The sequence below is a fragment of the Streptomyces fulvorobeus genome (assembly GCF_013167895.1).
Lineage (GTDB): Bacteria > Actinomycetota > Actinomycetes > Streptomycetales > Streptomycetaceae > Streptomyces > Streptomyces fulvorobeus.
Map to the genome: position 1 here is coordinate 3,545,565 of NZ_BLWC01000001.1, position 26,713 is coordinate 3,572,277.

Consider the following 26,713-nt stretch of genomic DNA (forward strand, 5'->3'; position numbering starts at 1 on the left):
TGCGGGGCCGCCGGGTTCGCCACCGGGGTCAAGACCGGTTCGCGACCGGGGGTTGACACCGAGGTCCGCCACCGGGGCCGCATCGGCTATCGCAGGCGGGGGAAGCGGGCCTGGAGGTCCCAGATGATCGGGTTGTCGGCGAGGCCCTCGTGCATGTCGGCCAGGTCGGCGATCAGGTCGTGCAGGAAGTCGCGGGCCTCGCGGCGCAGAAGCGAGTGGCCGAAGGTCAGGGGCGGCTCGTCACCGGGCATCCAGTCGGCATCGACGTCCACCCAGCCGAAGCGGCGCTCGAACATCATCCGGTCCGAGGACTCGGTGAAGTCCAGCTCGGCGTACTGCTGGCGGTGCGAGCGGTTGCCCCGGGGGTCCTGGTCGATCTGCTCGACGATGTCGCACAGCGCCCACGCGAAGTCGAGGACCGGAACCCATCCCCAGGCTGTGGACAACTCGCGGTCCGCCTTGGTGTCCGCGAGGTAGACGTCTCCGGAGAACAGGTCGTGCCGCAGCGCGCGGACGTCCGCGCGGCGGTAGTCGGTCTGGGGAGGATCAGGGAAGCGCCGGGAGAGGGAGTAACCGATGTCGAGCACATGACGATGGTGTCATGCCCGGCGCGGTGGGCCGGGCCACGAGCGGGACGGCCGTCCCGGATCGCCGGACGGGCCTGCTCCTGTCCAGCCCGCTCCTGCATGGCCCGCCCGCTCCTGTACGGCGGCCCCCTTCTGTACGGCCCTCTTCCGTCCGGCCCGCTCACGCATGGCCCGCTCCTGTACGCCCCGATCCGGCACGGCTCATCTACGGCAGCAGGCGTTGTTCCTTCGCCACGGAGACCGCGCCCGCGCGGGTGTCGACGCCGAGCTTGTCGTAGATGCGGCCCAGATGCGTCTTGACCGTCGCCTCGCTGATGAACAGCGCGCGGGCGATGTCCCGGTTGCCGAGCCCCTGCGAGAGCTGGCCCAGGATGTCGAGCTCCCGCTCGGTGAGGGTCGGCAGCGGCTTCCGCATGCGGGCCATGACCCGGCTGGCGACCGGTGGCGAGAGCGTCGTGCGGCCCAGCGCCGCCGAGCGGATCGCGGCGAACAGCTCCTCGGGCCGTTCGGCCTTGAGCAGGTAGCCGGTGGCACCGGCCTCGATCGCCCGGGTGATGTCGGCGTCCGTGTCGTACGTGGTGAGGACCAGGACGTGGACGCCGCCGGTGTCCGCGATGCGGCGGGTGGCCTCGACGCCGTCGATCCCCGCGCCCAGTTGCAGGTCCATCAGCACGACGTCCGGGGTGAGCTTGGCGGCCAGCGCGACGGCCTCCTCGCCGCTGCCCGCCTCGCCGACGACCTCGATGTCCGGTTCGCTGCCGAGCAGGGCGAGCAGCCCCGCCCGTACGACGGCGTGGTCGTCGCAGAGCAGGATGCGCACCGCTCCGGGGGCGTTCGCGGTCATACGGGTTCCTCCGGTGACGTGGGCGGTGGCATCGGTCTGGGCGGTGGCTCGGGCAGTGGCTCGGGCGGCGGTATCGGCTCGGGCGGTGGCGGCGGAGTCGTCGGGTACAGGGGGATCGCCGCCGTCAGTACCGTGCCCTCGCCCGGTGCGGACTCGATCGTCAGGGTCCCCCCGAGCTGCTGGACGCGCGCACGCACCGCGGGCAGCCCGTGTCCGCGCACTCCGCCGGGCGGCCGGACCACCGGCGCGGAGGGGAGGAAACCGCGGCCGTTGTCGGCGATGTCGAGGACGACCCGGTCGTCGAGGTGGGTCAGGGTCACGGCCGCCGCCGACGCCTCCGCGTGCTCGCGGACGTTGGCGAGAGCCCCCTGCGCGATCCGCAGCAGCGCGGACTGGACCCGGTCGGGCAGCGCTGTGTGCGGGGTGCCCTCCACATGGCAGCGGACGGTGATCCGGCCCGGGACGCTCTCGCGGGCGGCGAGGGCCCGCAGTGCCTCCTCCAGGCCGCCGCCCTCCGCCAGATCGGCCGGGGCCAGATCGTGGACGAAGCGGCGGGCCTCGGCGAGATTGCGCTCCGCGATGCCCGTCGCCGTGAGGACGTGGCGGCGGGCGGCGGACGGGTCGGCCTCCCAGGTGCGGTCGGCGGCCTGGAGCAGCATCTGCTGGCTCGACAGGCCCTGTGCCAGGGTGTCGTGGATCTCCATGGACAGCCGCTGGCGTTCGGCGAGGGTCCCTTCGCGCCGCTCGGTGGCGGCCAGTTCGCGCCGCGTGCGCAGCAGGGCGTCGATCAGCTCGCGCTGGCGCACTGCCAGCTCCCGCTGGCGGGCCGCCTGGCGCTGCATCTGCACGAAGACGGCGGTGGCCACGGCCGCCACGGCGGGCGGGGCCAGTACGAGATTGGGGTCGAACCCGTTGGCCAGGCTCAGCTGCGCCACGACGACGAACACGGTCAGCAGGGCGACGAGGGCGTACGCGGCTCGCGGCGGCAGGATGCGCAGCCCGGTGTAGAAGAGCGGCACCGCGCACCACGCGTAACTCGGCGCGAGGAGAACCAGGACCATCCAGACGACGACCAGGCCGCTCAGCCAGACCAGGCGGCGGGGGGTGGGCCGGGAGCCGAGCACCGGGCCCAGGAGGTAGAGCGCGGCGAGACCCACCGACAGGGCGATGATCCACGGGGTGCGGGCCTCGCCGGGATGGCGCAGCAGGAAGCGGGCGAGCGAGGCGCCCAGCAGCAGGAAGAACGCGGCGTGCATCAGGAGCGCGAGCCACCGGGCGTCGGGGTCGGTGCTCAGGCCGGGTTCGCTTCCGTGCCGCACCTCGTCCCCCGTCCTGCCGATCTGCCGTTCCCGCGCCGACCTGCGCGGACACTCCCATGGTGGCCCCTGGGGAGGACCGCCGCATCAACCGATCGGCCGATGGGGCCGTCAACCGTCACGGGCGCTTCGTCGAGCCGGTACGCCGACGGTACGGGGCCGGTTCCGGCCGGAGGATCGATAGCAGAGCGAAACACCGAACCACTGATCCGAGGAGCCCGCCATGAAGAAGTCGTCGATGCGTACCCGAGTCCTCACCGGAGCCGTCGCTGCCGCCGCCCTGGGCGCCGGCACGTTCGGTGCGGTGTCCGCGAACGCCTCCGCCCCGGCCGCCGCCCCCGCCGCCGCCGTGAGGGCCGACGCCGCCGACAAGAACCTCCAGCAGACCACGCACCTCACCGTGGCCGCCGCGACCGAGGCCGCGCAGGCGACGCTGGACGCCGCGAAGAAGGAGAACCAGCGTGTCTCGGTCGCCGTGGTCGACCGCAACGGCAACACCCTGGTGACGCTGCGCGGAGACGGTGCGGGCCCGCAGTCCTACGAGGCGGCGGAGAAGAAGGCGTTCACCGCCGTCTCCTGGAACGCCCCCACCTCCGAGCTGGTCAAGCGCCTGGAGCAGGCCCCGACGCTCAAGGACATTCCCGGCACCCTGTTCCTCGGCGGCGGCGCACCCGTCCAGGTCAAGGGTGCCCCCGTCGCGGGCATCGGTGTCGCGGGCGCCCCGAGCGGCGACCTCGACGAGAAGTTCGCACGGGCCGGCGTCGCCTCGCTCACCAAGTAGCGGACACGAGGACCGGCCCTCCGGCCTCCCGGCGAGTAGCGCGTACGCCCTCGATCACGACCCGCTCGAAGCCGCCCGCACCGGAGGCAGCGCGAGGGCGTGATCGAGGGCGACGGCGGGACGGACCCCGCCGCGCAGGACCGGCGGGAGAAGAGCCCCGCTCACCGGCGGCGTGGCCATCGGCGGCGGGCGCCTCCCCCCCTCGCCGTCCCCCGACGTCGAAGGTCCCGCCACCCGGCGCGGCCTCGGCTCCGGGCGGCATCCCGGACGCGCTCAATCCGACATTCCGCACATAGGATCACCGGTGTGGATCAGCGAACTCCGATGCGGCGCGCGGCGCCCGCCGCCGCCCTGCTGTTCGCCCTGACCACCGGCACCACCGCCTGCACGGCCGTCGCCGGAGGGGTGGAGGGCGAGCCCGGCGCGGCCGGGCTGCGCGATCCGTACTTCCCCCGGCTCGGCAACGGCGGCTACGAGGTCACGCACTACGACCTGGCCCTGGACGTGGACGTCCGCCCCGGCCGGGACGAGTTGCGCGGCACGGCGACGATCACCGCCCGCACCACCCAGGACCTCAGCTCCTTCAACCTCGACCTCGCCGGGCTCGACGTCACGGGCGCCACCGTCGAGGGGCGCCCCGCCGCGGTCAACCGCGCGGGCAGCGAACTGACCCTGCGTCCGGACGCCGGCGTGGAGAGCCGGCTGCGCGAGGGCCGGACGTTCCGTACGGTCGTCCGTTACGCGGGCGCCCCGCGGACCGTCACCGACCGGGACCGGTCCCAGGAGGGCTGGCTGAAGACCGCCGACGGGTCCCTCGCGCTCGGCCAGCCGACCGGGTCCATGGCCTGGTTCCCCGGCAACCACCACCCGAGCGACAAGGCGACGTACACCGTCGCCGTCACCGTCCCGGAGAAGCTGACGGCCGTCTCCAACGGTGAACCGGTCTCCCGGCGGACGTCCGGAGGCCGTACCACCTACCGCTGGCGCACACCCGAACCGATGGCGAGTTATCTGGCGACGGTCGCGATCGGCCGTTACGCGACGAAGAGCTCCCGGACCCGCGAGGGCGTCGAGGTGTTCACCGCCGTGGACCCGGAAGTGGCGCGGGCGAGCGCGTCCGCCCTGGACCGCATCCCGGAGGTGCTGACGTGGGCGGCCCGGAGGTTCGGCCCGTACCCCTTCTCCTCCACCGGCGCGGTCATCGACCGGCGGGACGACGCCGGATACGCCCTGGAGACCCAGAACCGGCCGGTCTTCCCCGGCCCGCCCAGTACCGGGCTCCTGGTCCACGAGCTGGCGCACCAGTGGTTCGGCGATTCGGTCACCCCCGCGACCTGGCGGGACATGTGGCTCAACGAGGGCTTCGCCACGTACGCGGAGTGGCTCTGGGCCGAGGACACCGAGGGCGTCCCCACCCGGCAGAGCTTCGACGCCGCCTTCCTTCAGGACGTCAACTGGGCCTTTCCGCCGGGGGACCCGCCGGGCGCCGCGGATCTGTCGGCCGCGCCGGTGTACGGGCGCGGGGCCATGGTGCTCGAGAAGCTCCGCCAGGCGGTGGACGACGACAAGGTGTTCTTCGCCCTGCTCAAGGGCTGGGCGACGGCCCACCGGCACGGCAACGCGTCGACGGACGACTTCACCGCCTACGCGGAGAAGCGGACCGGCCTGGAGCTGGACGCGCTGTGGGACACCTGGCTGTACGGCGACGGGCGCCCCGACGACCCGGACGCACCGGTCACGCCCTGACGACCCCCGGGGCCGGTCACGCCCTGACCACCCCCGAGCCGGTCACGCCCTGACCACCCCCGAGCCGGTCACACCCTGACCCACCCCGCACGCGCACGGGCGGCGCACCCCACGTGCCCGGCGCACGGGAGCCCCCGGCCGACAGGACGCGGCCGGGGGCTCCCGGAGCACTTGGACGGACCCGGCGCCCTGGCGCCGGACACCCCGAGCGGTGGGATCAGAGGTTGACGCCGAAGTCCTGGGCGATGCCGCGCAGACCCGACGCGTAACCCTGGCCGACCGCGCGGAACTTCCACTCGGCGCCGTTGCGGTAGAGCTCGCCGAAGACCATGGCGGTCTCGGTGGCGGCGTCCTCGCTCAGGTCGTAGCGCGCGAGCTCCGTGCCACCGGCCTGGTTGATGATGCGGATGAAGGCGTTGCGGACCTGGCCGAAGTTCTGGCTGCGGTTCTCGGCGTCGTAGATCGAGACCGGGAAGACGATCTTGTCGATGTCGGCCGGCAGGCCCGCCAGGTTCACGTTGATCTGCTCGTCGTCGCCCTCGCCCTGGCCCGTGACGTTGTCACCGGTGTGGACGATGGTCTGGTCCGGCGTCGCCTTGTTGTTGAAGAAGACGAAGTGGCCGTCGGAGAAGACCTTGCCGGCCGTGTTGACCGCGATCGCCGAGGCGTCGAGGTCGAAGTCGGTACCGGTGGTGGTGCGGACGTCCCAGCCGAGGCCGACCGTGACGGCGGTAAGGCCCGGTGCCTCCTTGGTGAGCGAGACGTTGCCGCCCTTGGACAGGCTTACTGCCATGGGAAGTCCCTTTCCTCGTCGTGTACGGGCTTCGTGCCATCACGAAAGCTACCGTCACCCGTCCTAACGCAGACGACTGACCACGAGGTTCCTGTTCCCTTTACTTTCTTTGCCGAACTTCTGGCCCAACCGGGGTGGCGGACCCGGCAAAAGAAGGTGACGAACAGGCTCCGGGGCGGGGAACATGGGTGCCATGTCCGGGCCCTATGTCATCCGCGGTGCGGTCTCCCTGCCGGAGGCCGAGCTCATGTGGCGTTTCTCGCGGTCCTCCGGGCCCGGCGGGCAGCACGTCAACACCAGCGACACCCAGGTGGAGCTGCGCTTCGACCTCGCGGCGACCGAGTCGCTCCCCGAGGTGTGGAAGGCGCGCGCGCTGGAACGGCTGGCGGGCAGGCTGGCCGACGGGGTGGTGGCGGTCCGGGCGTCCGAGCACCGCTCCCAGTGGCGCAACCGCGAGACGGCCGCCGTCCGGCTCGCCGCCCTGCTCGCGGAGGCCACGGCGCCGCCCCCCAAGGCGCGCGTCAAGCGCCGCGTTCCACGCGGGATCAACGAGCGCAGGCTGCGGGAGAAGAAGCAGCGCGGCGACACCAAGCGCGGACGCTCCGGCCGCGACTGGTGAGGACGGGCGGGCGCGGAGGCGGAAGGCGGGGCGCACCGGCCGGGGAGCGGGGCGAGCCGGCGCCCGCTCAGCCCAGCTGCCGGTAGCGGCCCTTGAAGTACGTCAGCGGCTCGCCGTCCGCGCTCGGCGCTTCCGCCGTCAGCACCCGCCCGATCACCAGGGTGTGGTCACCCGCCGGGACCCGCTGCTCCGTCCGGCACTCCAGCGTCGCGAGCGCTCCGCCGACCAGGGGGGCCCGGCTCACCTCGCCCCGTACGCAGGGGACGTCCGCGAACAGCAGCCGGTCGCTGATCCGGCCCTTCATCGCGAACCGGCTCGCGACCTGGCGCTGGCTCTCCGCGAGGACCGAGACCGCCCACAGGGGCTGCTCGGCCAGCAGGTCGTCCATCCGGGAGTCGTTGCGCAGGCTCACCAGGACCAGCGGAGGGTCCAGGGAGACCGACATGAAGGCGGTCGCCGTCATCCCGACGTCCTCGCCTCTGCCGTGCTCGTCCAGGGGCGGCTCCTGGGCGGTGACCAGCACGACACCCGCGGCCAGCCGGGCGAGTGCGGCGCGGAACTCGTCGTTGCTCACCCCCTCAGCATGGGGGATCGGCTCAGGGCGCGGGGTGGGTGGCGTCGTCTGCAGCACACCGGGCACGCTAGTCGCGTGCGGCGCCAGGGCGCATCGGACCAGGGGACCAGCCAGGTCCTAGGACCCCGGCAGCAGGCGCCCGCCGCGGTGGCCCGCACGGGACGGATGTGTGTGTTCAAGAAAACGACGGACAGGCCCGGTGACGATCGGAGTCTCCTTCACGATCTGTTGTGACTTGGCTCACAGAGGGCAATATTTGTTGACCCTGTGTACCGGGTGCGCAGCTCACTGTGATTCAGTGACCGTGACACTGCAACAAGTACGTCGATATGAAACCTGGAGTTGCTGCCGAGGTCTCGGGGAGTGCGAGCGATGGAGGCCGAGTCGGAACCCTACGTCCGCCTTGCGACCATGCGGCAGCTGCACCAGGCCGTCGCTGATCTCAACACGGCGCGGAGTCTGGCGGACACCTTGCAAACCGTGGCCGACGGCACCGTCTCCGGTCTCGGCTACGGACTGGGCTGCGTGAATCTCGTACGGCCCGACGGTGACCTCGTCGTCGCCGCGTTCGCGGGCAACTCCGCCGCCGAGGCGCTGATCACCGGCCGCGTGGGCTCCCGCGAGTCGTGGGAGCGCAGGCTGTCCATGGGTGAGGCGTGGGACGGGCTGCGCTTCATACCCCACACCGAGGGGTGGGTCCTCCTGGAGGACGACGTGCCCCAGTGGCACACCGAGGGCCCCGAGCCCCGCTTCGAGGACGAGTGGCACCCCCTGGACCGCCTCTACGCCCCCATGTACGCGTCGGGCGGCGGACAGGATCTCCTGGGCGTCATATCCGTCGACCGGCCGCGCAACATGCGCCGGCCCGGCGCGTGGGGGCGCGAGGCGCTCCAGATGTACGCCTCCCAGGCCGCGATCGCGATCAGCAACGCCCGGCTCCGGGCGAACATGCAACGAGCCCTGGTCAGGCTCGAACGCGAACAGCAGGCCCTGCGCGCCAGCGAGGAGTCCTTCCGCCAGGCGTTCGAGTACGCGCCCAGCGGCATGGCCATCGCCGAGATGGGCGGCGACCAGCACGGCAGGCTCCTGCGCACCAACGACGCCCTGTGCCGGCTCCTCGGCCGCCCCGCCTCCGCGCTGCGCCGCTACTCCTTCGCCGACCTCGTCCACCCCGAGGACATCGGCACCCTGCTGCGTACGTCGGCCGAGGGCGGCCGTGCCGAGCTGCGGCTCGGGCGCCGCGACGGCACGTACCTCTGGGTCTCGCTGCGCAACTCCGTCGTCGCCGACACCGCGGACGGCCCCCGCTTCCTCCTCACCCACGTCGAGGACATCGAGGAGCGCAAGCGCCACGAGCTCCAGCTCGCGCACCGCGCCTCGCACGACGCGCTCACCGGCCTGCCCAACAGCGCGGAGCTGCGGGCCAGGCTCGGTGCCCGGCTCTGTGAGCGGCCCCACTCGGTGGCGACCACCGCGATCGAGGCGCTGGACGCGGCGTACGGCGACGCCGACGCCTCCCGCGTGCACGGCTACCAGGCGGACGGTTACGACGCGGACCCGGTGCCCGGCGGCCCGTACGACCACCACGTGCACACGACGGCGCCGGACAGCGAGCGCGACGACGGTGCCAAGGGCCTCGCGGTCCTCTTCTGCGACCTCGACGGCTTCAAGTCCATCAACGACCGTTTCGGACATCACACCGGGGACGCCGTCCTCATCGAGGTGGCCAGGCGGCTCAGCACGTGTGTGCGGGACGGGGACACGGTCGCGCGGCTCGGGGGTGACGAATTCGTCGTCCTCGCGGACGGTCTCGGGGCGGCGGATGCCGCGGATCTGGCCGTACGCTTGCGTAATGCCATCATTCCGCCCATCCGGGTGGATGGCAGGGCGGTCAGGGTAGGTGCCAGTTTCGGCATCGGCTGGGCCGAGTGCGGCATGACCGCGGAAGAGGTCCTGCGCTCCGCCGACCAGCGGATGTACGTCGAGAAGCGCTCCCGGTCGAAGGTTCACCGCAGAGCCGGCTGAGGTTCACGGCACGGCCATCCCCCTACCCCGCCCCGGTTTCCGACGCTGTCCCGCGGTGGCAGCGGCAATGAGAGGCGTACTCCGTTCGGGGTAGGCTCGGCCGGTCGGCGACGGCTGGCGACATGGTGAGGAGTGACCCAGGGATGACGGCCGGAAACAACGGCGCGAGCAAGCCCGAGGACGACGATCCGTTCGGCTACCTGTACGAGGACGGACAGGCGGCAGGCGCCCACGCGCGCGGCCAGGGAGGCTACGGCTACCCCGGACCGGCCGCTCAGCCCGGCGTGCCCAGAACCTCGTATCACCAGGTGCGGACCGTCGGCGAGCGCCAGTACGGGCAGCACGTCCCGCACCAGCAGACCTACGGCCAGCCGCCCCAGGCGCCGTACGGCCGGCCGCATCCGCAGCACGCGGCCCCGAGACGCATCCGGGTAACGGCGGCGCGCAGGGTCACCAGCAGGGCGGCCGGGGCGCCGGCCCGGGCCGCGGCGGTCCCAACACCAAGGCGCTGCTGATCGCGGCGGTCGCCGTGGTCGCGGTGGTGCTCATCGGGATCGGCGTCGCCCTCCTCTCGGACGAGGGCGACGCGGACAAGAAGAAGGACCAGGCCGGTTCGTCGGCGGGGCCCGCCGGTGAGGTCGAGGAGTCCCCGAAGGCGCAGGAGTCCAAGAAGCCGCGGGAGAAGCCGGTCGAGCTCCCCGAGCAGGACGCGGCGACGCTGACGCTCGGTGGCACGGCTTCCCTGGAGAACACGGTCAAGGGCGCCAAGAGCGCCAACGGCCAGTACATAAGCCTCAACGAGGTCGGCCGCTCGGCCACCTGGACGGTCGAAGTGCCGGAGGCCGGTCCGTACACGCTGTACGTGACCTACGGCGTGCCGGGCAAGGACGCCAAGACGACCCTCACGGTCAACGGCGAGGCGCCCCGCTCCATCAACATGAAGAACTTCGCGAACGCCCCGGAGGGCGATCTGGCGAAGGGGTGGACCAACACGTACGCCTACGTGAACCTCACCAAGGGCACGAACACGCTGGGGCTCTCCTGTCAGACGGGCGACCAGTGCGACGCCAATCTCGACCAGCTCTCGCTGAAGGCGGGCCACGTCAAGTAGTCCCGCCCCGCCCTTCGGGGCCGCCGCCGTCCCGGTCCTCGCCTCGCGCGGGCCGGGACGCGGCGTTCCCGGGGGACGGGCCGCCCGCTGCCCGATGCCGGCGGCCCGTCCGTGAGGTCATCCGATGCCGGGCTCGATGATCCACTCGCCCTTGCGCATGACGCCCCGCAGGACGAACTCCTCGTCCAGGACCACCAGGTCCGCGTCCTTGCCCGGCTCCAGCGAGCCGACCTCGTCGTACACGCCGAGCAGCCGCGCCGGGTTGGCGGAGATGGACCGGACGACGTCGTCCACGGGAATCCGGTCGATGGTCACGGCCCGGCGGAACGCGGTGTCCAGGGTGAGCGTGGAGCCGGCGATCGAGCCGCCCTCCACCAGACGGGCGACACCGTCCTTCACCTCGACCGCGAGCGGCCCCAGCTGGTACCGGCCGTCGCCGAAACCGGCCGCGTCCATCGCGTCGGTGATCAGCGCGACGCGGGCGGCGCCCGCGTGGTGGTAGGCCAGCTCCAGGGCGGCGGGGTGCAGATGCGTGCCGTCGTTGATCAGCTCGACGGTGACCCGCTCGTCCTCGAGCAGGGCGGCGATCGGGCCGGGGGCGCGGTGGCCGAGGCCCGGCATCGCGTTGAAGAGGTGCGTGGCGACGGTGGCGCCCGCTTCGATCGCCTCGACGGTCTGCTCGTACGTCGCGTCGGTGTGCCCGATGGCCGCGATCACCCCGTGCTCGGCGAGCAGGTGTACGGATTCGATGCCCCCGGGCAGTTCGGTGGCGAGGGTGAACATCTTGGCCGTGCCGTGTGCCGCGTCCATCAGCTTGCGGACCTCGGCCGGGTCCGGGTCGCGCAGCAGGCTCTCGCTGTGGGCGCCCTTGCGGCACGGGGAGATGAACGGGCCCTCGAAGTGGATGCCCGCCAGGTCGCCCTGCTGGACCAGCTCGGAGAGGATGCCGGCGCGCTCGATGAGGAAGTCCATCTCACCGGTGACGGTGGAGGCCACCAGAGTGGTGGTGCCGTGCTCGCGGTGCGTACGGACGCCGGTCAGGACCTCCTCCACGGTGCCGGAGGTGAAGGACGCGCCGCCGCCGCCGTGGTTGTGCATGTCGACGAAGCCGGGCACGACCCAGTGGCCGGTGAGGTCGACGGTACGGGCGTCCCGCGTCGCGCTGCCGGCGATCCGGCCGCCCTCGACGATCACCCGGCCGTTGTCGACCGTCCCGGTCGGCAGTACCACCCGGGCCCCTGCGAGAACTGTGCTGTCTGCGCGTCCGGCCATCAGGCGGATACCTCCGTGGAGAGAAGATCCCAGGCGAGCAGCCCTGCGCCCAGGCATCCGGCGGTGTCCCCGAGGGCCGCCGGAACGATGTGAGGCAGCTTCTGGAACGTGACGCGTTCCTCGACAGCCGCACGCAGTGGTGTGAACAAGGTTTCCCCGGCCTCGGCGAGACCGCCACCGATGATGAGGGTGCGCGGGTCGAGCAGTGTGAGCGCGGTGACCAGTCCGGCGGCGAGCGCGTCGACCGCGTTCCGCCATACCCGTACGGCGGCCGGATCGCCGGACTCGACGGCCTTCGCGCAGTCCGCCGCGTCCGCGTCGGGGTCGCCCGACGCGGCGGCCCAGGCCCGGGTCACCGCGGACGCGGAGGCCAGGGTCTCCAGGCAGCCGCGCTGGCCGCAGCCGCAGTCCGGGCCGTCCGGCCGGACGACGATGTGGCCGATCTCGCCCGCGTAGCCGTGGGCGCCCGCCTCGATGGTGCCCGCGATGCCGATGGCGCCGGCGATCCCGGTGCCCAGCGGTACGAAGAGGAAGCGGTCGGCGCCCCTGCCCGCGCCGATCCGGCCCTCGGCGAGGCCGCCCGTCCTGACGTCGTGGCCGAGCGCGACGGGCAGGCCGCCGAGCCGTTCGGCGAGCAGGGCGCGCATGGGGACGTCGCGCCAGCCGAGGTTGGCGGCGTAGATCGCGATGCCGTTCGTGGCGTCGACGATGCCGGGCACGGCGACGCCCGCGGCGACCGCGCCGGTGCCGAAGTGCTCCACGCCGTACGCGTGCAGCTCGGCGGCGAACGCGAGAATCGTCTCCACGACGGCGTCGGGACCGCGCTCCCTGCCGGTGGCCCGCCGCGCCTCGTGGAGGAGCGTGCCGTCGGCCCCGACCAGGGCGGCCTTCATTCCTGTGCCGCCCACATCGAGGGCGATGACATGTCTCACGGGAGACAGTTTCGCCGGTCGGCCGCAAAAGGTCTAGTCCACTATCCCGGTTTGTTGCGCCTGCATACAAAACAGCCGGACCCGATACGTTGCCGAAGCGAGACTGGTGTGGTGTAGACCTCTGGGTGAACGTGGGGGAAAATCGCCCTTCGGCGGGGGCTGGTAAGTGATGTATTCGATGAGGATGGGCGAGGCCGTGCAGCGGCGCTTTCTGGGTGTGACCGCGGCGCTGGCCGCACTGGGTATGACGGCAACGTTGTCGGGCTGCGCGAGCGGCAGCGGCTCCGGTGACGTCACTCTGAAGTTCGTGGCGGCCGACTACGGCACCAGCGCGGCGAACACCTCGGAGACGTACTGGAACAACCTCGCCAGGAAGTTCGAGGAGGCGCACCCCGGCATCAAGGTCGACGTGCACGTGTACGCGTGGAAGGACGTCGACCGCGAGGTCTCCGAGATGGTGGCGCGCAACGAGGCCCCGGACATCGCGCAGATCGGCGCGTACGCCGACTACGCGAAGAAGGACAAGCTCTACTCGGCCGACCAGATGCTCGCCATCCGTACGCAGGCCAACTTCCTGCCTTCGCTGAGCGACGCGGGCAAGGTCAACGGCGAGCAGTTCGGACTGCCGTTCATCGCGAGCACCCGGCTGCTCTTCTACAACAAGAAGCTCTTCAGTGAGGCCGGGCTCGACGCGCCCGAAACCTGGTCCGACATCAAGCGCGACGCGGCCCGGCTGAAGGAGCGCGGCGTCCGCTACCCCTTCGCGCTGCCGCTCGGCCCGGAGGAGTCCCAGGCGGAGACCCTGATGTGGCTGCTCAGCGGCGGCGGGGGCTACACGGACGACGTCGGCGGGTACGACATCGACTCCCCGCGCAACATCGCCACGCTCACCTGGCTGAGGGACGACCTCGTCGGCAGCGGGCTCACCGGGCCCGTCGCCCCGGGCAAGCTGGACCGGGCCAAGGCGTTCGACGCGTTCACGCGCGGCCAGGTGGGGATGCTCAACGGGCACCCCACGCTGATGGAGGACGCCGAGAAGGAGGGCGTCGAGGTCGGCATGGTGCCGCTGCCCGGCGTCGACGGGCCGAGCAGGGGCTCGATGGGCGTGGCCGACTGGATGATGGGCTTCAAGCAGAACGAGCACCGGGCGGAGATCGGCAAGTTCTTCGACTTCGCGTACGAGGACGAGAACGTGCTCGCGTTCGCCGACGAGTACGACATGCTGCCCGTCACGGACAGCGCCTCCGCGCAGATGGAGACGGACGCCCGGCACAAGCCGCTGCGGGAGTTCCTGGCGGCGCTGCCGAACTCGCAGTTCTACCCGTACGCCAAGACGTCCTGGGCGCAGGCCAGCGAGGCACTCAAGGAGAGCATCGGCACCGCTGTGGAGCCGGGAGGCGACCCGGCGGGCGTGCTCGCGGAGATAGCGCGGAAGGCGACGCAGGCGGAGCAGGCCGAGTAGGCGGGGGCGCGGTTGTCCGTGCGGCCGATTAGGTTGTTCATATGACCGACCACCCCCCACTCTCCGACCGGGACCGGGCCCTGCTCGCCCTGGAGCGGCGGTCCTGGGCGGGACCGGGCGCGAAGGAGCGGGCGATCCGCGAGGAGCTCGGGATGTCGCCGGTCCGCTACTACCAGCTGCTGAACGCGCTGATCGAAGATGTGCGGGCGCTGGAGGAGGACCCGGTGACGGTGAACCGCCTGCGAGCGGTGAGAGCCGCCCGCCGCGCCCGCCGCTGACTCCGCCCCGCACCCCGGTGGTCAACCGCCCCGGGGTGCTGCCCCGGGGCAGCGGCCGCCGCTATAAGGTCGGAGCATGGGCAGTCACCCCGATCACCTGCCGACCCCGACCACCCCGGCCGGCCTCGAAGGTCTCGCCGCCATCCTGGCCCGGCCGGACCGAGCCGTGGTCGCCCTCGATTTCGACGGCACACTCGCCGACATCGTCCCCGACCCCGAACAGGCCCGCGCCCACCCCGGCGCCGTCGCCGCGCTCGCCGCACTCGCGCCACGCGTCGCGTCCGTCGCCGTGATCACCGGCCGCCCGGCCGATGTCGCCGTGCGGTACGGCGGTTTCGCGGGGGTGCCGGGCCTCGACCGCCTCGTCGTGCTCGGCCACTACGGCGCCGAACGCTGGGACGCCGTCTCCGGCACCGTGCACGCCCCCGCCCCGCACCCCGGCGTCGCCGCCGTGCGCGCCGCACTCCCTGGTGTGCTGCACGGGTTGGACGCGTGGCACGGCAGCTGGGTGGAGGAGAAGGGGCAGGCCGTCGCCGTACACACCCGGCGGGCCGACGACCCGCAGGCCGTCTTCGACGCGCTCCGCGCTCCCCTCGGACGGCTCGCCGCCGAACACGGGCTGATCGTCGAACCGGGCCGCCTGGTCCTGGAGCTGCGCCCGCCCGGCATGGACAAGGGGGTCGCGCTCGCCGAGTACGTACGGGAGACGGACGCCGAGTCCGTCCTGTACGCGGGGGACGACCTCGGCGACCTCGCCGCCTTCGCCGCCGTGGAGAAGCTGCGCACCGAGGGCCCGGACGGCATCCCCGGGCTGCTGGTCTGCAGCGGCGGCGCCGAGGTCCCCGAACTCGCCGAAAGGGCCGACCTGCTGGTGCCCGGCCCCTCCGACGTCGTCGCTTTCCTGTCAGCCCTCGCGCAGCGCCTCTAGCTGGTCGAGGAACCACTGCTGCGGCGGCAGCGCCGTCGCGGCAGCGGCCAGGGCCTTCGTGCGGTCCGCCCGCTCCTCGTACGGCATCGACAGGGCCTGGTGCAGGGCCTCGGCCGTGCCCGTCACGTCGTACGGGTTGACCACGATCGAGGCGTCGCCCAGCTCCTCGTACGCCCCCGCCTCCCGCGACAGCACCAGGACGCAGCCGTCGTCGGAGACCACGGGGACCTCCTTGGCTACCAGGTTCATCCCGTCCCGGATCGGGTTCACCAGGGCCACGTCGGCCAGCCGGTACGCCGCGAGGGAGCGCGCGAAGTCGTCCTTGACGTGCAGGATCACGGGCGTCCAGCCGGGCGTCCCGAACTCCGCGTTGATCTCGTCGGCAAGCGTCTGCACCGCCGCGGTGTACTCCCGGTACACCGCGAGGTCCTGCCGCGAGGGGTAGGCGAACGCGATGTGGGAGACCTGCTCGCGCCACTCGGGGTGCTCCTCCAGCAGCGCGCGGTAGGCGAGCAGCCCGCGCACGATGTTCTTGGAGAGCTCCGTCCGGTCCACCCGCACGATCGTCCGCCGGCCGGCGCCCACCTGTTCCCGCAGGGCCGCCATCCGCTCGTCGACATCGGCCTCGTGGGCGCGGCGGCGCAGGAACTCCGCGTCCGCCCCGAGCCCGTGCACCCCGATCCGGGTGCCTCCGGTGCCGCCCAGGATCTCCGTGCAGCAGCCGATGAAGGCGTCGGCCCACCGCCGGGTGAGGAACGCCGCACGGTCGGCACCGAGGATGCCCCGCAGCAGCTTCTCGCCGATGTCGTCGGGCAGCAGGCGGAAGTAGTCCACGGGCGCCCACGGGGTGTGCGAGAAGTGCCCGATCCGCAGATCGGCGCGGAGCTCACTGAGCATGCCCGGCACCAGCGCCAGGTGGTAGTCCTGTACGAGGACCGTCGCGCCCTCGCCCGCCTCCTCGGCGAGCGCCTCGGCGAAAGCACGGTTGTACGCCTCGTACGAAGCCCACTGCCGCCGGAACCCGGCGTCGAACGCGGGCTCCAGCGGGGTCTGGTACAGCATGTGGTGGACGAACCAGAGCACCGAGTTGGCGATGCCGTTGTACGCGTCGGCGTGGAGCCCGGCGTCGATGTCGAGCATCCGTACGCCCGGTTCGGCGACGCCCTGCCTGACCGCCTCGCGGTCGCCCTCGCTCAGGGCCGCGCACACCCACAGCTTGTCGTCGACGGCGCTGAGGCCGGAGACGAGACCGCCTCCGCCCCGTTTGGAGGTGAGTGATCCGTCCTCGCCCCGGGTGTAGGACACCGGGCCGCGGTTGGACGCGACGAGAATCTGGGCAGCGTGCTCGGAGACCATGTACCGGAACCTAGCCCGTTCCGTAACCCTGCAAACGTCCGTGCGGCCTCCGGCCGTCAGCCGTGGCCGCGTCCGCGGCCTCTGCCGCGCGCCGCCGCCCGCGCGACCGCCCCCGCCCCGGCCAGGGCGAACGCGAGGCCCCGAGCAGCCACAGCCGCTCATCGGTGCCTCCGGCGTCGGCCAGGGCCGGCAGGGCGGGCAGGGCGGGCAGGGCGGCGGCGTGGACGGGCAGTCGGCGCGGGCGCGGGGCGCTCAGTCGAGGAAAAGCCATAAAAGTGAAATGTAGGGGACTTTTATGACTTTACCGACTACGCCGCGCGACGGACCTGGTACTCCTCGATGTCCCGCATCGGAGGCCGCTCCTCCGTGTCGACCGGGTGAGTGCACGGCACGAAACCGTTCTCGCCCCGCTCGAACTGGGTGAGGACCGGCCGTACGAGGTGGCTCCGGGAGAGCCGCGCCTGGGCGGTGCGGTAGATCGTGGCGGCCATCCTGCCCAGCGCCTGGCTGTCCTGGTTGCGGTGTCTGCGCACGCCGACGTCGACCTGGGCCAGCGCGTCCAGCCCCACCAGGTGCAGAGAGTCGATGAGCAGGCCCAGCTCCACCCCGTAACCGACCGGGAACGGCAGCTGCTCCAGCAGGGAGCGCCGCACGGCGTACTCACCGCCGAGCGGCTGGACGAAACCGGCCAGCTGGGGCCAGTGCAGGTTGAGCAGCGGCCGTGCGACCAGTTCAGTGACCCGGCCGCCCTGACCGGCGGTGTTGTGCAGCGGCCGGTCGTACATCGCCTTGACGAACTGCACCGGGGGATCGGTGAGCAGCGGCCCCACGGTCCCGGACACGAAGTCCGCGGAGAAGTCCTTGAGGTCCGCGTCGATGAAGCAGACGATCTCGCCGCTGGTGACCAGCAGCGACCGCCACAGGACCTCCCCCTTGCCGGGGAGGGCGGGTATCCGGGGCAGGATCGCGTCCCGGTGGACCACCCGGGCGCCCGCCTCCGTGGCGACCCGCGAGGTGGCGTCCGTCGATCCGGAGTCGATGACCACCAGCTCGTCGATGAGCGGCACGCGCTCCATCAGCTCGCGCCGGATCGTCGTGACGATGTCGCCGACCGTCGCCTCCTCGTTGAGGGCGGGCAGGACGACGCTGATGCTGCCGCGGTGCGGGTCCCTGGCCCTGGCGGCCACGAGACGATCCAGCGGACGATCGGCGGCCGACCAGGAACGCCTGGTCAGCCAACGTTCCACCTCTTCGATCACGTCGAATCTCCCTGCGTGTGATCCATCTCGCGGTTCGGACGACTGGTTCAACCGTCCGGGGCTTCGGATACAGTCTTGAACAACGCGGACGACCCTCGCATCTCGGGGGTCCGCCCGTGACAAACGCCTGGATCGGTGATCCAGCGCCATAGCGCTCATCCAGAGGGACTGAGGGAACGGCCCGTTGAAGTCCCGGCAACCCCCCCACCGACCGCGAGGTCACGGTGGGGAAGGTGCCAAATCCGTCTTATGGCGAAATGCGCCATGAGGAAGATGAGGAGAAAGGGCCTCCGCCAGCATGGCTGTGCAGACTGAACTGACGAACAACCCCTCCACCGTGGACCTCGGTCCCGCCGCGGCGCTCTCCTGCCGCGAGTGCGGCGAGCGTTTCGAGCTCGGTCCGCTCTTCGCCTGCGCCTCCTGTTTCGGGCCGCTCGAAGTGGCGTACGACCTGCCGAGCGGCTCTCCCGACGAGCTCAGGAAGCGCATCGAGGCCGGACCCGACAACATCTGGCGCTATGCGCCGCTGCTGCCGGTCCCCTCCGACGTGGCGGACAAGCCCAACCTCAACCCCGGCTTCACCAAGCTGGTCAAGGCCGACAACCTCGCCCGTGAGCTGGGCGTCACCGGCGGCCTGTTCGTCAAGGACGACTCGGGGAACCCGACGCACTCCTTCAAGGACCGCGTCGTCGCGATCGCCGTCGAGGCCGCCCGTGCCTTCGGCTTCACCACCCTCTCCTGCTCCTCCACCGGCAACCTCGCCGGTGCGGTGGGCGCCGCCGCCGCCCGTGCCGGTCTGCGCTCCTGCGTCTTCATCCCGCACGACCTGGAGCAGGGCAAGGTCGTCATGGCCGCGGTGTACGGCGGTGAGCTGGTCGGTATCGAGGGCAACTACGACGACGTCAACCGCTTCTGCTCCGAGCTCATCGGCGACCCGCTCGGCGAGGGCTGGGGGTTCGTCAACGTCAATCTGCGCCCCTACTACGGCGAGGGCTCCAAGACCCTCGCGTACGAGATCTGCGAGCAGCTCGGCTGGCGGCTGCCCGACCAGCTCGTCATCCCGATCGCCTCCGGTTCGCAGCTCACGAAGATCGACAAGGGGCTCCAGGAGCTCATCAAACTGGGCCTCGTCGAGGACAGGCCGTACAAGATCTTCGGCGCCCAGGCCGAGGGCTGCTCCCCGGTGTCGGCGGCCTTCAAGGCCGGTCACGACGTCGTGCGCCCCCAGAAGCCGAACACGATCGCCAAGTCGCTCGCCATCGGCAACCCGGCCGACGGCCCGTACGTCCTGGACATCGCCCGCCGTACCGGTGGGGCCGTGGAGGACGTGGACGACGAGCAGATCGTCGACGCGATCAAGCTGCTGGCCCGTACCGAGGGCATCTTCGCCGAGACCGCGGGCGGGGTGACGGTCGGTGTGACGAAGAAGCTGATCGAGGCGGGTCTGCTGGACCCGACGCTGACCACCGTCGTGCTGAACACCGGTGACGGTCTCAAGACGCTCGACGCGGTGGCCGCGACCTCGCAGGCGACCGCGACGATCCGGCCCAGCCTGGACGCGTTCCGCGCCGCCGGCCTTGCCACCAGCTGACCACCCGAGACCGAAGGAAGGCACCCACCCCATGAGCGTCAAGGTCCGCATCCCCACCATCCTCCGCACCTACACGGGCGGCGAGGCCGAGGTCTCGGCGGAGGGCGCGAACCTCTCCGAGGTCATCGCCTCCCTGGAGCAGAGCCACCCGGGCATCGCCGCCCGCGTCCTGGACGACCAGGGCAAGCTCCGCCGCTTCGTGAACGTCTACGTCAACGACGACGACGTGCGCTTCGAGGGCGGCCTCGAAGCGGCCACCCCGGACGGTGCCGGTGTCTCGATCATCCCGGCCGTCGCCGGAGGCTGACCGGACCGCAGGCCCCCCGGGGCCGGCGCGCACGGCCGCCGACTTCGCAGTGTGACCCCTGTTGCCCCCTCCGCGAGAGAAGCGGAGGGGCAATTCTGCATGGTTAGGCGCGGTAGAGTTGGGAAGTCCCCTCCGCTGCCTGTGCCACCCGCATATGAGAATGCGCCTGGCCCCGATAAGAAGCAGCCAAAGTGTGCGACCCCCTTGAGTCATAAGTGACCTTTGTCGGGCCCGACTTGCCCAGGAACCTCATGGATTTCTCCTAAAGGGGCGATCCGTCGTGCCCGGATTTCTCGTCCGACTGACCTGTTGCAGAGGGCAGTTGGGCAGATACATTCGGCCGCGGTCGACGCGTTCCGGCGCACGCACCCTCTCCTGTCGGAGGGTGAGTTCTGACCCGGGCCCGCGAAGTGCGGTCCTGTGCAAGGGCCAGTAATAGGGGAGTTAGGCATGGCTCAGGGCACCGTCAAGTGGTTCAACGCGGAGAAGGGGTACGGCTTCATCGCGGTCGACGGTGGTGCGGATGTTTTCGTCCACTACAGCGCGATCCAGATGGACGGGTACCGCACCCTCGAAGAGGGTCAGCGAGTTGACTTCGAGATCTCGCAAGGCCAGAAGGGGCCGCAGGCGGACATGGTCAAGCTCGCCGTCGGCTGAGCTCGGCACGGTCGGCCAACGACACCACTCACGCGCGCAGGGTCCGTACCCCCAGGGGTGCGGGCCCTTCGTGCGTCCTCGTGCGTCCGGGACGCGCCTGGGACGCGACGGGGCGTGCGCCGGGCGTGTCGGGTGCGGGACACGCCCCCTCTTTGTCCACATCCCGAGGGGGCGCTTGCACTCGCAGGGGTCGAGTGCTAATCATTGGCATTAGCACTCTCCAGGTGAGAGTGACAGAAACTTGGACCGGGCCGGTGAGGCCCGCAGGCTGCGTGGGGCAAGGAACCGCGCAGCACGCTGGCCGTCCGTCGCGGGCGCCTCTCGGTCCGGAGAATCCACCCCTGTCCGGGAGGACCACTTCACATGGCCAAGATCATCGCGTTCGACGAGGAGGCACGGCGCGGTCTCGAGCGCGGGATGAACCAGCTCGCCGACGCCGTCAAGGTCACCCTCGGCCCCAAGGGCCGAAACGTCGTCCTCGAGAAGAAGTGGGGCGCGCCCACGATCACCAACGATGGTGTTTCCATCGCCAAGGAGATCGAGCTCGAGGACCCGTACGAGAAGATCGGTGCGGAGCTGGTCAAGGAGGTCGCCAAGAAGACGGACGACGTCGCCGGCGACGGTACGACCACCGCAACCGTTCTCGCCCAGGCTCTCGTCCGCGAGGGTCTGCGCAACGTCGCCGCGGGTGCCAACCCGATGGCTCTGAAGCGTGGCATCGAGAAGGCCGTCGAGGCCGTCTCCGCCGCTCTGCTGGAGCAGGCGAAGGACGTGGAGACCAAGGAGCAGATCGCTTCGACCGCCTCCATCTCCGCTGCTGACACCGAGATCGGCGCCAAGATCGCCGAGGCTATGGACAAGGTCGGCAAGGAAGGCGTCATCACCGTCGAGGAGTCCCAGACCTTCGGTCTGGAGCTTGAGCTCACCGAGGGTATGCGCTTCGACAAGGGCTACATCTCGGCGTACTTCGCGACCGACATGGAGCGTATGGAGACGTCGTTCGACGACCCGTACATCCTCATCGTCAACTCCAAGATCAGCAACGTGAAGGACCTCCTTCCGCTGCTCGAGAAGGTCATGCAGTCGGGTAAGCCGCTGCTGATCATCGCGGAGGACGTCGAGGGCGAGGCCCTGTCGACCCTGGTCGTCAACAAGATCCGTGGCACCTTCAAGTCCGTCGCCGTCAAGGCTCCGGGCTTCGGCGACCGCCGCAAGGCCATGCTCGGCGACATCGCCATCCTCACCGGTGGCACCGTCGTCTCCGAGGAGGTCGGTCTCAAGCTGGAGAACGCCGGCCTGGACCTGCTCGGCCGTGCTCGCAAGGTCGTCATCACCAAGGACGAGACCACGATCGTCGACGGTGCGGGCGAGAGCGACCAGGTTCAGGGTCGTGTCAAGCAGATCCGTGCCGAGATCGAGAACTCCGACTCGGACTACGACCGCGAGAAGCTCCAGGAGCGCCTCGCGAAGCTGGCCGGCGGCGTGGCCGTCATCAAGGCCGGCGCCGCGACCGAGGTCGAGCTCAAGGAGCGCAAGCACCGCATCGAGGACGCGGTGCGCAACGCCAAGGCCGCTGTCGAGGAGGGCATCGTCGCCGGTGGTGGCGTGGCTCTGCTCCAGGCCACGGCCGTCTTCGAGAAGCTCGACCTGACCGGTGACGAGGCCACGGGCGCCAACGCCGTGAAGCTCGCGCTGGAGGCCCCGCTCAAGCAGATCGCCGTCAACGGTGGTCTTGAGGGTGGAGTCGTCGTCGAGAAGGTGCGCAACCTGCCGATCGGTCACGGTCTCAACGCCGCGACCGGCGAGTACGTCGACATGATCGCCGAGGGCATCATCGACCCGGCGAAGGTCACGCGCTCCGCTCTGCAGAACGCCGCGTCCATCGCCGCGCTCTTCCTCACCACCGAGGCCGTCATCGCCGACAAGCCCGAGAAGGCCGGCGCGGCCGCTCCGGGCGGCATGCCCGGCGGCGACATGGACTTCTGATCCCTCCCGGATCAGTGGTGCAGTCGCGGTAGCGCAGTCGCAGCCGTAGCAGTAGGTTGCCGGCCCCGGCCCCTGGGATTCGTCCCGGGGGCCGGGGCCGTTTCGTCAGGGGACCCGCTCCCGATGCGTGGCGTCAGGAGCTGGGGGATCGCCAGGACCGGGAGGAACCAGACCAGGACGATGAGGCGCTGCCCGGCCAGCATGTCGAGGTTGGGGTGCCCCGCCTGGTTGAGTACGCCCCCGGCCGCCGTGGCGGCGGCGAGCAGTCCGAGGCAGGTGGGCCGCCGGAGTGTCGCGCAGGCGGCCAGGGTGAGGGTGATCAGGAGTAACGGTTCCCTGAGCTGGTGGTCAACCCAGGCGGACCAGAAGACCCGCTCCGCCGTCAGGAACGCGGGCCAGGGATCGGGCACGTCGGGGTGCTGGTAGTGGTGGGTCAGGAGGTCCTGGGCGCTGTCGTGTCCCGAGGGCCAGCCCAGTACGTACGTGGTCAGCTGCATGGCGGCGGCCAGACCGCCGCACAGGACGAAGAGGCCGAGCGCGGGCCGGTGCGGGCGGCCCCGGCGCTTGCGGTGGCAGGCGAGTCCGGCGAACGCCGCCGCGAGGGCGCCTGCCAGCAGGAGTGCTTGCGAGTAGCGCGCCAGGAAGGCGACGGAGAGACCGCAGGTGACGAGGAGGGCCCCGGCCGTCCGGCGCTTCCCGTCCAGGACCAGTGTGCAGCCGAGCGCCACCGCCGACGTGCAGGCCAGGGTGAGGCCGTCCGCCATGGGGAGCATGGCGACCGTGCCGGTGGGCAGCGTCAGGTAGAGGACCTGCCCGCAGAGGGCCGCCGCCCCGCCGGCCCCGGCGGCGCGCAGGGTGGCCAGGACGAACAGGCTGCCCGCCAGCGCGACGGCCACCCCGGCCAGCCACACGCCCAGGACGAGACCGAACACGGCGATGAACGGCACCAGCAGCAGCGGATAGCCGGGGCGCGCTTCGTAGATCGACATGAAGCGGGTGTTGAGGAACGGCCCGGTCATGCCGGAGGTGTTGCCGTGCCGCGTCCAGTACGCGGCCGAGGCCGTCAGCTTCCGCACGCACTCCCGGGCCGACCGCTGCGCGGCCTCGTCCACGCAGGTGTAGTCGATGGCGCGGGCGGTGGCCGACGCGCGGCTCTCGCCGCTCAGCCGGAGGGCGTAGGAGAGGTAGTTCTTCGTATCGGGGGAGTCCCGGCCGGTCAGCGACGTCAGCTGGCATCCGACGAACGTGGCCATGACGAGCACCGAGCAGAGGATTCCGGCACGGGTCCCGGTGATGCGTCGGCGCATGGGCGTCCTCAGAAAGGCGGCGTTCGTCGACACGGCCAACGACGCGGGCGTGGGCAGGTTCTGGGCCTGGGGCATTGTCCGCTGCCCGGCGGTCCGCGCTGCTCGCGCAGACCGGCCGCCTCGGTTCGGCTGCGGGCCATTTCGCCTGGTCGGAGGTTTCGTGATCACCGTTCGGACTAGCGTGCCGCGCCGTGCGGCACGCTCTCTCCTAGGTTCAGGTCGAGGCCATCGCTACCAGGAGGCTCCCCATGAACCGTCGTACCGCTGTGGCGGGCATAGCGCTCGCCGTCTCGTCCGTCGTCCCTCTCTCAGGCGTCGCTTCCGCCCAGGATCTCGACTGCCGGGACTTCGTCTTCCAGGAGGACGCGCAGGCCGAGTTCGACAGAGATCCGAGTGACCCGAACCGCCTCGACGAGGACCGGGGCGCGGACGACGGCATCGCCTGCGAGGCCCTGCCCAGGCGGGGCAGGGTCCCCACGCCCCAGCCCGTGGTCCCCACCGCCACCCCCCGGCCGGTGACCCCCACCCCCCGGCCGACCACCCCCACCACGATGCCGACGCGCGGAGCCCAGGGCGGCCTCGGTGGCGCGTCGGGTCCGAGCGACGGGGAGACCGGTATCGGTCTGGCCCTCGCGGTCGGCGCGACAGCCGGGGCCCTCGGCTACACGGTCACCCGGCGCCGGCGGCGTGGCTGACACGATCCGGACGTGCCGCACGGTCACCGGAACGTCCGCTCCGAGCGGGGGACCACTGCCGCCCGGACGCTGTTCACGCGGGCTCTCACCTCGGGGGCCTGTACGGCACCGGGTGGACCGAAGTGGGTGTCGCGGGCGGCGCCCCGGCAGGGGGCACAGCGGCCACCGAGCAGGGCTTCCGGGCGGCCCGGGGCCTGGCACTCGCTGCACTCCAGAGTGCGCAGGACGGTCCGGTGGGCCGGAGCGACTCGTTCGGGTGGCAACTTGTCCCGCAGGCGCCTGCGGACGAGTGACGCGGCGTGGTGGACCGGGGTGGGGAGCCCCGCGGTCAGGGCGTGGAGGAGCTCGGCTTCGGTGGCACCGCGCTCGAACCATTCGCTGACCTGCGGTTCCAGGTTCACGCAGTCCGCCGAGGAGAGCGTCAGGGTGGGTGCGGCCCGGCCGAGCGAGGCCAGCAGGATGAACGCCCGTGAGCGGGTGGGCCGTTGTTGTTCCTTCGGTACGTCGCCCCGGGCGAACGCGGCCCACCAGGCGTCGTCGCGGGCGGTGCGGGAGAAGAACGTCCGGGTCACCCAGAGCAGGACCTCCTCCGTGGCGACGCACTCGCTGCCCCGGCGCAGATGCCCGGCGTCCTGGAGCCGGTTGAGCGAGGTCCGCACGGCGCACTGCCCGTACGGCAGGGCCTTGGCCAGCGTCTTCACGGAGATGTCGGAGCCCTCGGGAAGCCGGTCGATGAACGCGGCGATGGAGGCGTCCCGGGGGAGCAGGTGCCCGAAGTCGTTTTCGGTACGGGGGCGTTCGTACGGCGCCGAGCGCTTGCCGTAACCCGGGTTGGTCATCGGGTGCGGTGCTGCGGGCGGGGATACGTGCGGGGCGCGGGGGGCGGCACTAAGCTGAGCGTCAGCCATGGGGTCAACCGTTCTGATCCTGGTGGTCAGACCCCTGTCAGGTGTTCCAGCACCGGCGGGGGTCGTCTTTTTGTCGTTTCGACGCACGCTAGAGCGTGATGACCTTCCGTGGCAAGTCGGTCACAAAGAGTCAAGGCGCCGCTCAGGGCGGGCGGGTGGGACAACTGACCCATCCACCCAATCCTTGTAAAGAAGGCTCGGAACTCGCCCCTTGAGCCGGGAGGATCTCCGTCTAGCGCGGTCGGCCGGGCCCCGGCCGGCCATGGGCGTTGGGAGCGGGGACCACATCGTGCGGCGGCCCGGTTCCAGGCGGCTCGGCCTCGTGGCGGCTGGGCCTCGTGGCCCCGGGCGAGGGCCCCGGTGGTGGGGGTGCTCAGGGGGTCCGGGGCGTGCGCCTGCGGGGGGACCGGCGGAGGTTCTGGCCGAGCGCGACGCTCCCGATCACCAGGGCCAGGCCGCCGATCTGCCAGGCGGTGAGGGTCTGCCCCAGGAACAGCAGGCCGGCGAGGGTGGCGACGACCGGGTTCGTCAGCCCGAGGAAGGAGACGGAGGAGGCCGGGAGGCGCTCGATGCCGTGGAACCACAGGGCGTACGCCACCGCCGTGCCGATCACGCCGAGATAGGTGTACCCGGCGATGTTCGCGCCGGTCAGGTGGTCGGGCAGCCCCTCGCCCAGGAGGGCGACGGGCGCCAGCGCCAGGCCGCCCACGGTCAGCTGCCAGCCGGTCAGGGCGAGCAGCGAGACGCCCTCGGGGCGCCCCCACCGCTTGCTCAGGACGACGGCGAGCGCCATCAGTACGGTGGCCGCCAGCATGGCCGCGATCCCGGCGGGGTCGACCTCGGCGTTCCCGCGCAGGACGAGCAGTGCGACGCCCGCGACTCCGACGAGCCCGGCGGTCAGCGTGCGGCGGGTGGGCCGGATCTTGAGGACTCCGGCTCCGAAGCCCGCCACGAGCAGCGGCGTGACCGCGCTGACCGTCGAGGCGACCCCACCGGGCAGGTGGTACGCGCCGAAGAACAGCAGCGGGAAGAAGGCGCCGAAGTTGAGCATCCCCAGCACGGTCGCCTTCCACCACCAGTCGCCGCGCGGCAGGCGCCGGGTGAGGGCGAGCAGGATGAGTCCGGCGGGCAGCGCGCGCAGGGCGGCGGCGAGGAGGGGGCGGTCGGCGGGCAGGAGCTCGGTGGTCGTGACGTAAGTGGTGCCCCAGGTGGCGGGCCCGATGGCGGCGAGCGCGGCGATGCCGATGGCTGCCCGGGCGGAGGCGCGGGGAGGGCGAGGGGCGCCGGGGGCCTGGGAGGCCGGGCGCCGGGTGCCGGGGATCGAGGGTGCTGCGGGTGTGGTGGTGGGCATGGCGCTTCCCCTCGGTTCTCCTCAACGC

Annotated in this window: 25 protein-coding genes, 1 pseudogene and 1 riboswitch; of the genes and pseudogenes, 13 read left to right on the top strand and 13 right to left on the bottom strand. The window is 71.5% G+C overall.

The window, feature by feature from the left end; all coding sequences use genetic code 11:
• Positions 1 to 86: 86 nt before the first annotated feature.
• The 3 genes from Sfulv_RS16115 to Sfulv_RS16125 form a co-directional block, all read right to left on the bottom strand.
• Positions 87 to 587, bottom strand: coding sequence for a hypothetical protein (locus Sfulv_RS16115; protein WP_173314532.1), 501 nt, complete (start codon positions 585 to 587; stop codon positions 87 to 89).
• 205 nt (positions 588 to 792) lie between these two features.
• Positions 793 to 1,431 carry a response regulator gene (locus Sfulv_RS16120; protein ID WP_173314534.1) on the bottom strand — a complete coding sequence of 213 codons (639 nt, stop codon included), beginning with the start codon at positions 1,429 to 1,431 and terminating at the stop codon, positions 793 to 795.
• Complete coding sequence (locus Sfulv_RS16125) at positions 1,428 to 2,750, bottom strand: sensor histidine kinase (protein ID WP_256668950.1); 1,323 nt, start codon at positions 2,748 to 2,750, stop codon at positions 1,428 to 1,430. Before Sfulv_RS16125 ends, Sfulv_RS16120 begins: the two co-directional genes overlap by 4 nt.
• A gap of 220 nt (positions 2,751 to 2,970) precedes the next feature.
• Here Sfulv_RS16125 and Sfulv_RS16130 point away from each other — a divergent pair, with 220 nt between their 5' ends.
• Both Sfulv_RS16130 and Sfulv_RS16135 read left to right on the top strand, forming a co-directional pair.
• The gene (locus tag Sfulv_RS16130; RefSeq protein WP_173314536.1) at positions 2,971 to 3,528 is read left to right on the top strand and encodes a GlcG/HbpS family heme-binding protein; all 558 of its coding nucleotides are present in this window, start codon (positions 2,971 to 2,973) and stop codon (positions 3,526 to 3,528) included.
• Between the two features lie 306 nt (positions 3,529 to 3,834).
• Positions 3,835 to 5,274, top strand: coding sequence for a M1 family metallopeptidase (locus tag Sfulv_RS16135; RefSeq protein ID WP_256668951.1), 1,440 nt, complete (start codon positions 3,835 to 3,837; stop codon positions 5,272 to 5,274).
• A gap of 217 nt (positions 5,275 to 5,491) precedes the next feature.
• Here the strand turns inward: Sfulv_RS16135 and Sfulv_RS16140 are convergent, their stop codons facing one another.
• Positions 5,492 to 6,067, bottom strand: coding sequence for a TerD family protein (locus Sfulv_RS16140; protein ID WP_173314538.1), 576 nt, complete (start codon positions 6,065 to 6,067; stop codon positions 5,492 to 5,494).
• 184 nt (positions 6,068 to 6,251) lie between these two features.
• Here Sfulv_RS16140 and arfB point away from each other — a divergent pair, with 184 nt between their 5' ends.
• Positions 6,252 to 6,686, top strand: coding sequence for an alternative ribosome rescue aminoacyl-tRNA hydrolase ArfB (arfB, locus tag Sfulv_RS16145; RefSeq protein WP_173314540.1), 435 nt, complete (start codon positions 6,252 to 6,254; stop codon positions 6,684 to 6,686).
• A 67-nt stretch (positions 6,687 to 6,753) separates the two neighbouring features.
• Here the strand turns inward: arfB and Sfulv_RS16150 are convergent, their stop codons facing one another.
• Positions 6,754 to 7,260, bottom strand: a complete 507-nt coding sequence (locus tag Sfulv_RS16150) for a flavin reductase family protein (protein WP_173314542.1) — start codon at positions 7,258 to 7,260, stop codon at positions 6,754 to 6,756.
• A gap of 372 nt (positions 7,261 to 7,632) precedes the next feature.
• Here Sfulv_RS16150 and cdgB point away from each other — a divergent pair, with 372 nt between their 5' ends.
• Both cdgB and Sfulv_RS16160 read left to right on the top strand, forming a co-directional pair.
• Complete coding sequence (gene cdgB / locus Sfulv_RS16155; protein ID WP_173314549.1) at positions 7,633 to 9,285, top strand: diguanylate cyclase CdgB; 1,653 nt, start codon at positions 7,633 to 7,635, stop codon at positions 9,283 to 9,285.
• A gap of 143 nt (positions 9,286 to 9,428) precedes the next feature.
• A pseudogene (locus Sfulv_RS16160) lies at positions 9,429 to 10,396 on the top strand (carbohydrate-binding protein).
• Between the two features lie 117 nt (positions 10,397 to 10,513).
• On the opposite strand, the gene nagA reads toward Sfulv_RS16160, so the two are convergent.
• Entirely contained in the window at positions 10,514 to 11,668 is a 1,155-nt protein-coding gene (gene nagA / locus Sfulv_RS16165; RefSeq protein ID WP_173314557.1) for an N-acetylglucosamine-6-phosphate deacetylase, read from the bottom strand.
• A complete protein-coding gene (locus Sfulv_RS16170; protein ID WP_173314559.1) occupies positions 11,668 to 12,600 on the bottom strand; it encodes an ROK family protein in 933 nt (310 codons plus the stop codon). Before Sfulv_RS16170 ends, nagA begins: the two co-directional genes overlap by 1 nt.
• A 184-nt stretch (positions 12,601 to 12,784) precedes the next feature.
• On the opposite strand from Sfulv_RS16170, the gene Sfulv_RS16175 reads away from it, so the two are divergent.
• The 3 genes from Sfulv_RS16175 (at position 12,785) to otsB (ending at position 15,268) form a co-directional block, all read left to right on the top strand.
• Positions 12,785 to 14,062 (top strand): ABC transporter substrate-binding protein, encoded by a 1,278-nt coding sequence (locus tag Sfulv_RS16175; protein WP_173317920.1) that lies wholly within the window; start codon positions 12,785 to 12,787, stop codon positions 14,060 to 14,062.
• A gap of 41 nt (positions 14,063 to 14,103) precedes the next feature.
• On the top strand, positions 14,104 to 14,340 hold the full coding sequence (locus Sfulv_RS16180) for a DUF3263 domain-containing protein (protein ID WP_173314561.1): 237 nt from the start codon (positions 14,104 to 14,106) through the stop codon (positions 14,338 to 14,340).
• Between the two features lie 76 nt (positions 14,341 to 14,416).
• The gene (gene otsB / locus Sfulv_RS16185) at positions 14,417 to 15,268 is read left to right on the top strand and encodes a trehalose-phosphatase (RefSeq protein ID WP_173314568.1); all 852 of its coding nucleotides are present in this window, start codon (positions 14,417 to 14,419) and stop codon (positions 15,266 to 15,268) included.
• Here the strand turns inward: otsB and Sfulv_RS16190 are convergent.
• The 3 genes from Sfulv_RS16190 to Sfulv_RS16200 are packed head-to-tail and all read right to left on the bottom strand — an operon-like array spanning position 15,245 to position 17,883.
• A complete protein-coding gene (locus Sfulv_RS16190; protein ID WP_173314570.1) occupies positions 15,245 to 16,624 on the bottom strand; it encodes an alpha,alpha-trehalose-phosphate synthase (UDP-forming) in 1,380 nt (459 codons plus the stop codon). The genes otsB and Sfulv_RS16190 overlap by 24 nt on opposite strands.
• Before the next feature lie 10 nt (positions 16,625 to 16,634).
• A complete protein-coding gene (locus Sfulv_RS16195) occupies positions 16,635 to 16,895 on the bottom strand; it encodes a hypothetical protein (protein WP_173314572.1) in 261 nt (86 codons plus the stop codon).
• Between the two features lie 37 nt (positions 16,896 to 16,932).
• Positions 16,933 to 17,883 (bottom strand): glucosyl-3-phosphoglycerate synthase, encoded by a 951-nt coding sequence (locus Sfulv_RS16200; RefSeq protein WP_173314574.1) that lies wholly within the window; start codon positions 17,881 to 17,883, stop codon positions 16,933 to 16,935.
• Positions 17,884 to 18,035: 152 nt separating this feature from the next.
• A riboswitch (SAM riboswitch) is annotated at positions 18,036 to 18,163 on the top strand.
• Between the two features lie 18 nt (positions 18,164 to 18,181).
• Between Sfulv_RS16200 and thrC the strand changes: the two genes are divergently transcribed.
• The 4 genes from thrC (at position 18,182) to groL (ending at position 22,424) form a co-directional block, all read left to right on the top strand.
• On the top strand, positions 18,182 to 19,474 hold the full coding sequence (gene thrC, locus Sfulv_RS16205; RefSeq protein WP_173314576.1) for a threonine synthase: 1,293 nt from the start codon (positions 18,182 to 18,184) through the stop codon (positions 19,472 to 19,474).
• Positions 19,475 to 19,505: 31 nt separating this feature from the next.
• Positions 19,506 to 19,781 carry a MoaD/ThiS family protein gene (locus Sfulv_RS16210; RefSeq protein WP_173314578.1) on the top strand — a complete coding sequence of 92 codons (276 nt, stop codon included), beginning with the start codon at positions 19,506 to 19,508 and terminating at the stop codon, positions 19,779 to 19,781.
• Positions 19,782 to 20,231: 450 nt separating this feature from the next.
• The gene (locus Sfulv_RS16215) at positions 20,232 to 20,438 is read left to right on the top strand and encodes a cold-shock protein (RefSeq protein ID WP_173314580.1); all 207 of its coding nucleotides are present in this window, start codon (positions 20,232 to 20,234) and stop codon (positions 20,436 to 20,438) included.
• Positions 20,439 to 20,801: 363 nt separating this feature from the next.
• A complete protein-coding gene (groL, locus tag Sfulv_RS16220) occupies positions 20,802 to 22,424 on the top strand; it encodes a chaperonin GroEL (protein WP_173314582.1) in 1,623 nt (540 codons plus the stop codon).
• A gap of 11 nt (positions 22,425 to 22,435) precedes the next feature.
• On the opposite strand, the gene Sfulv_RS16225 is transcribed toward groL, so the two are convergent.
• Positions 22,436 to 23,731, bottom strand: a complete 1,296-nt coding sequence (locus tag Sfulv_RS16225; RefSeq protein WP_173314584.1) for a hypothetical protein — start codon at positions 23,729 to 23,731, stop codon at positions 22,436 to 22,438.
• A 248-nt stretch (positions 23,732 to 23,979) separates the two neighbouring features.
• Here Sfulv_RS16225 and Sfulv_RS16230 point away from each other — a divergent pair, with 248 nt between their 5' ends.
• Positions 23,980 to 24,426, top strand: a complete 447-nt coding sequence (locus Sfulv_RS16230) for an excalibur calcium-binding protein (RefSeq protein ID WP_173314586.1) — start codon at positions 23,980 to 23,982, stop codon at positions 24,424 to 24,426.
• Positions 24,427 to 24,449: 23 nt separating this feature from the next.
• Here the strand turns inward: Sfulv_RS16230 and Sfulv_RS16235 are convergent, their stop codons facing one another.
• Together Sfulv_RS16235 and Sfulv_RS16240 are read right to left on the bottom strand one after the other, a co-directional pair.
• Positions 24,450 to 25,334 carry a hypothetical protein gene (locus Sfulv_RS16235; protein WP_371874671.1) on the bottom strand — a complete coding sequence of 295 codons (885 nt, stop codon included), beginning with the start codon at positions 25,332 to 25,334 and terminating at the stop codon, positions 24,450 to 24,452.
• A gap of 373 nt (positions 25,335 to 25,707) precedes the next feature.
• Positions 25,708 to 26,685: an EamA family transporter gene (locus Sfulv_RS16240; RefSeq protein WP_173314588.1), complete on the bottom strand. Its 978-nt coding sequence runs from the start codon at positions 26,683 to 26,685 to the stop codon at positions 25,708 to 25,710.
• Between the last annotated feature and the right edge of the window lie 28 nt (positions 26,686 to 26,713).

Coding starts and splice junctions, on each gene's coding strand:
- nagA (WP_173314557.1), bottom strand. CDS start 11,668: ATGGCCGGACGCGCAGACAGCACAGTTCTCGCAGGGGCCCGGGTGGTA.
- groL (WP_173314582.1), top strand. CDS start 20,802: ATGGCCAAGATCATCGCGTTCGACGAGGAGGCACGGCGCGGTCTCGAG.
- Sfulv_RS16190 (WP_173314570.1), bottom strand. CDS start 16,624: ATGGTCTCCGAGCACGCTGCCCAGATTCTCGTCGCGTCCAACCGCGGC.
- Sfulv_RS16225 (WP_173314584.1), bottom strand. CDS start 23,731: ATGCGCCGACGCATCACCGGGACCCGTGCCGGAATCCTCTGCTCGGTG.
- Sfulv_RS16215 (WP_173314580.1), top strand. CDS start 20,232: ATGGCTCAGGGCACCGTCAAGTGGTTCAACGCGGAGAAGGGGTACGGC.
- Sfulv_RS16230 (WP_173314586.1), top strand. CDS start 23,980: ATGAACCGTCGTACCGCTGTGGCGGGCATAGCGCTCGCCGTCTCGTCC.
- Sfulv_RS16140 (WP_173314538.1), bottom strand. CDS start 6,067: ATGGCAGTAAGCCTGTCCAAGGGCGGCAACGTCTCGCTCACCAAGGAG.
- otsB (WP_173314568.1), top strand. CDS start 14,417: ATGGGCAGTCACCCCGATCACCTGCCGACCCCGACCACCCCGGCCGGC.
- cdgB (WP_173314549.1), top strand. CDS start 7,633: ATGGAGGCCGAGTCGGAACCCTACGTCCGCCTTGCGACCATGCGGCAG.
- Sfulv_RS16180 (WP_173314561.1), top strand. CDS start 14,104: ATGACCGACCACCCCCCACTCTCCGACCGGGACCGGGCCCTGCTCGCC.
- Sfulv_RS16235 (WP_371874671.1), bottom strand. CDS start 25,334: ATGGCTGACGCTCAGCTTAGTGCCGCCCCCCGCGCCCCGCACGTATCC.
- arfB (WP_173314540.1), top strand. CDS start 6,252: ATGGGTGCCATGTCCGGGCCCTATGTCATCCGCGGTGCGGTCTCCCTG.
- Sfulv_RS16175 (WP_173317920.1), top strand. CDS start 12,785: ATGGGCGAGGCCGTGCAGCGGCGCTTTCTGGGTGTGACCGCGGCGCTG.
- thrC (WP_173314576.1), top strand. CDS start 18,182: ATGGCTGTGCAGACTGAACTGACGAACAACCCCTCCACCGTGGACCTC.
- Sfulv_RS16195 (WP_173314572.1), bottom strand. CDS start 16,895: ATGGCTTTTCCTCGACTGAGCGCCCCGCGCCCGCGCCGACTGCCCGTC.
- Sfulv_RS16130 (WP_173314536.1), top strand. CDS start 2,971: ATGAAGAAGTCGTCGATGCGTACCCGAGTCCTCACCGGAGCCGTCGCT.
- Sfulv_RS16210 (WP_173314578.1), top strand. CDS start 19,506: ATGAGCGTCAAGGTCCGCATCCCCACCATCCTCCGCACCTACACGGGC.
- Sfulv_RS16120 (WP_173314534.1), bottom strand. CDS start 1,431: ATGACCGCGAACGCCCCCGGAGCGGTGCGCATCCTGCTCTGCGACGAC.
- Sfulv_RS16240 (WP_173314588.1), bottom strand. CDS start 26,685: ATGCCCACCACCACACCCGCAGCACCCTCGATCCCCGGCACCCGGCGC.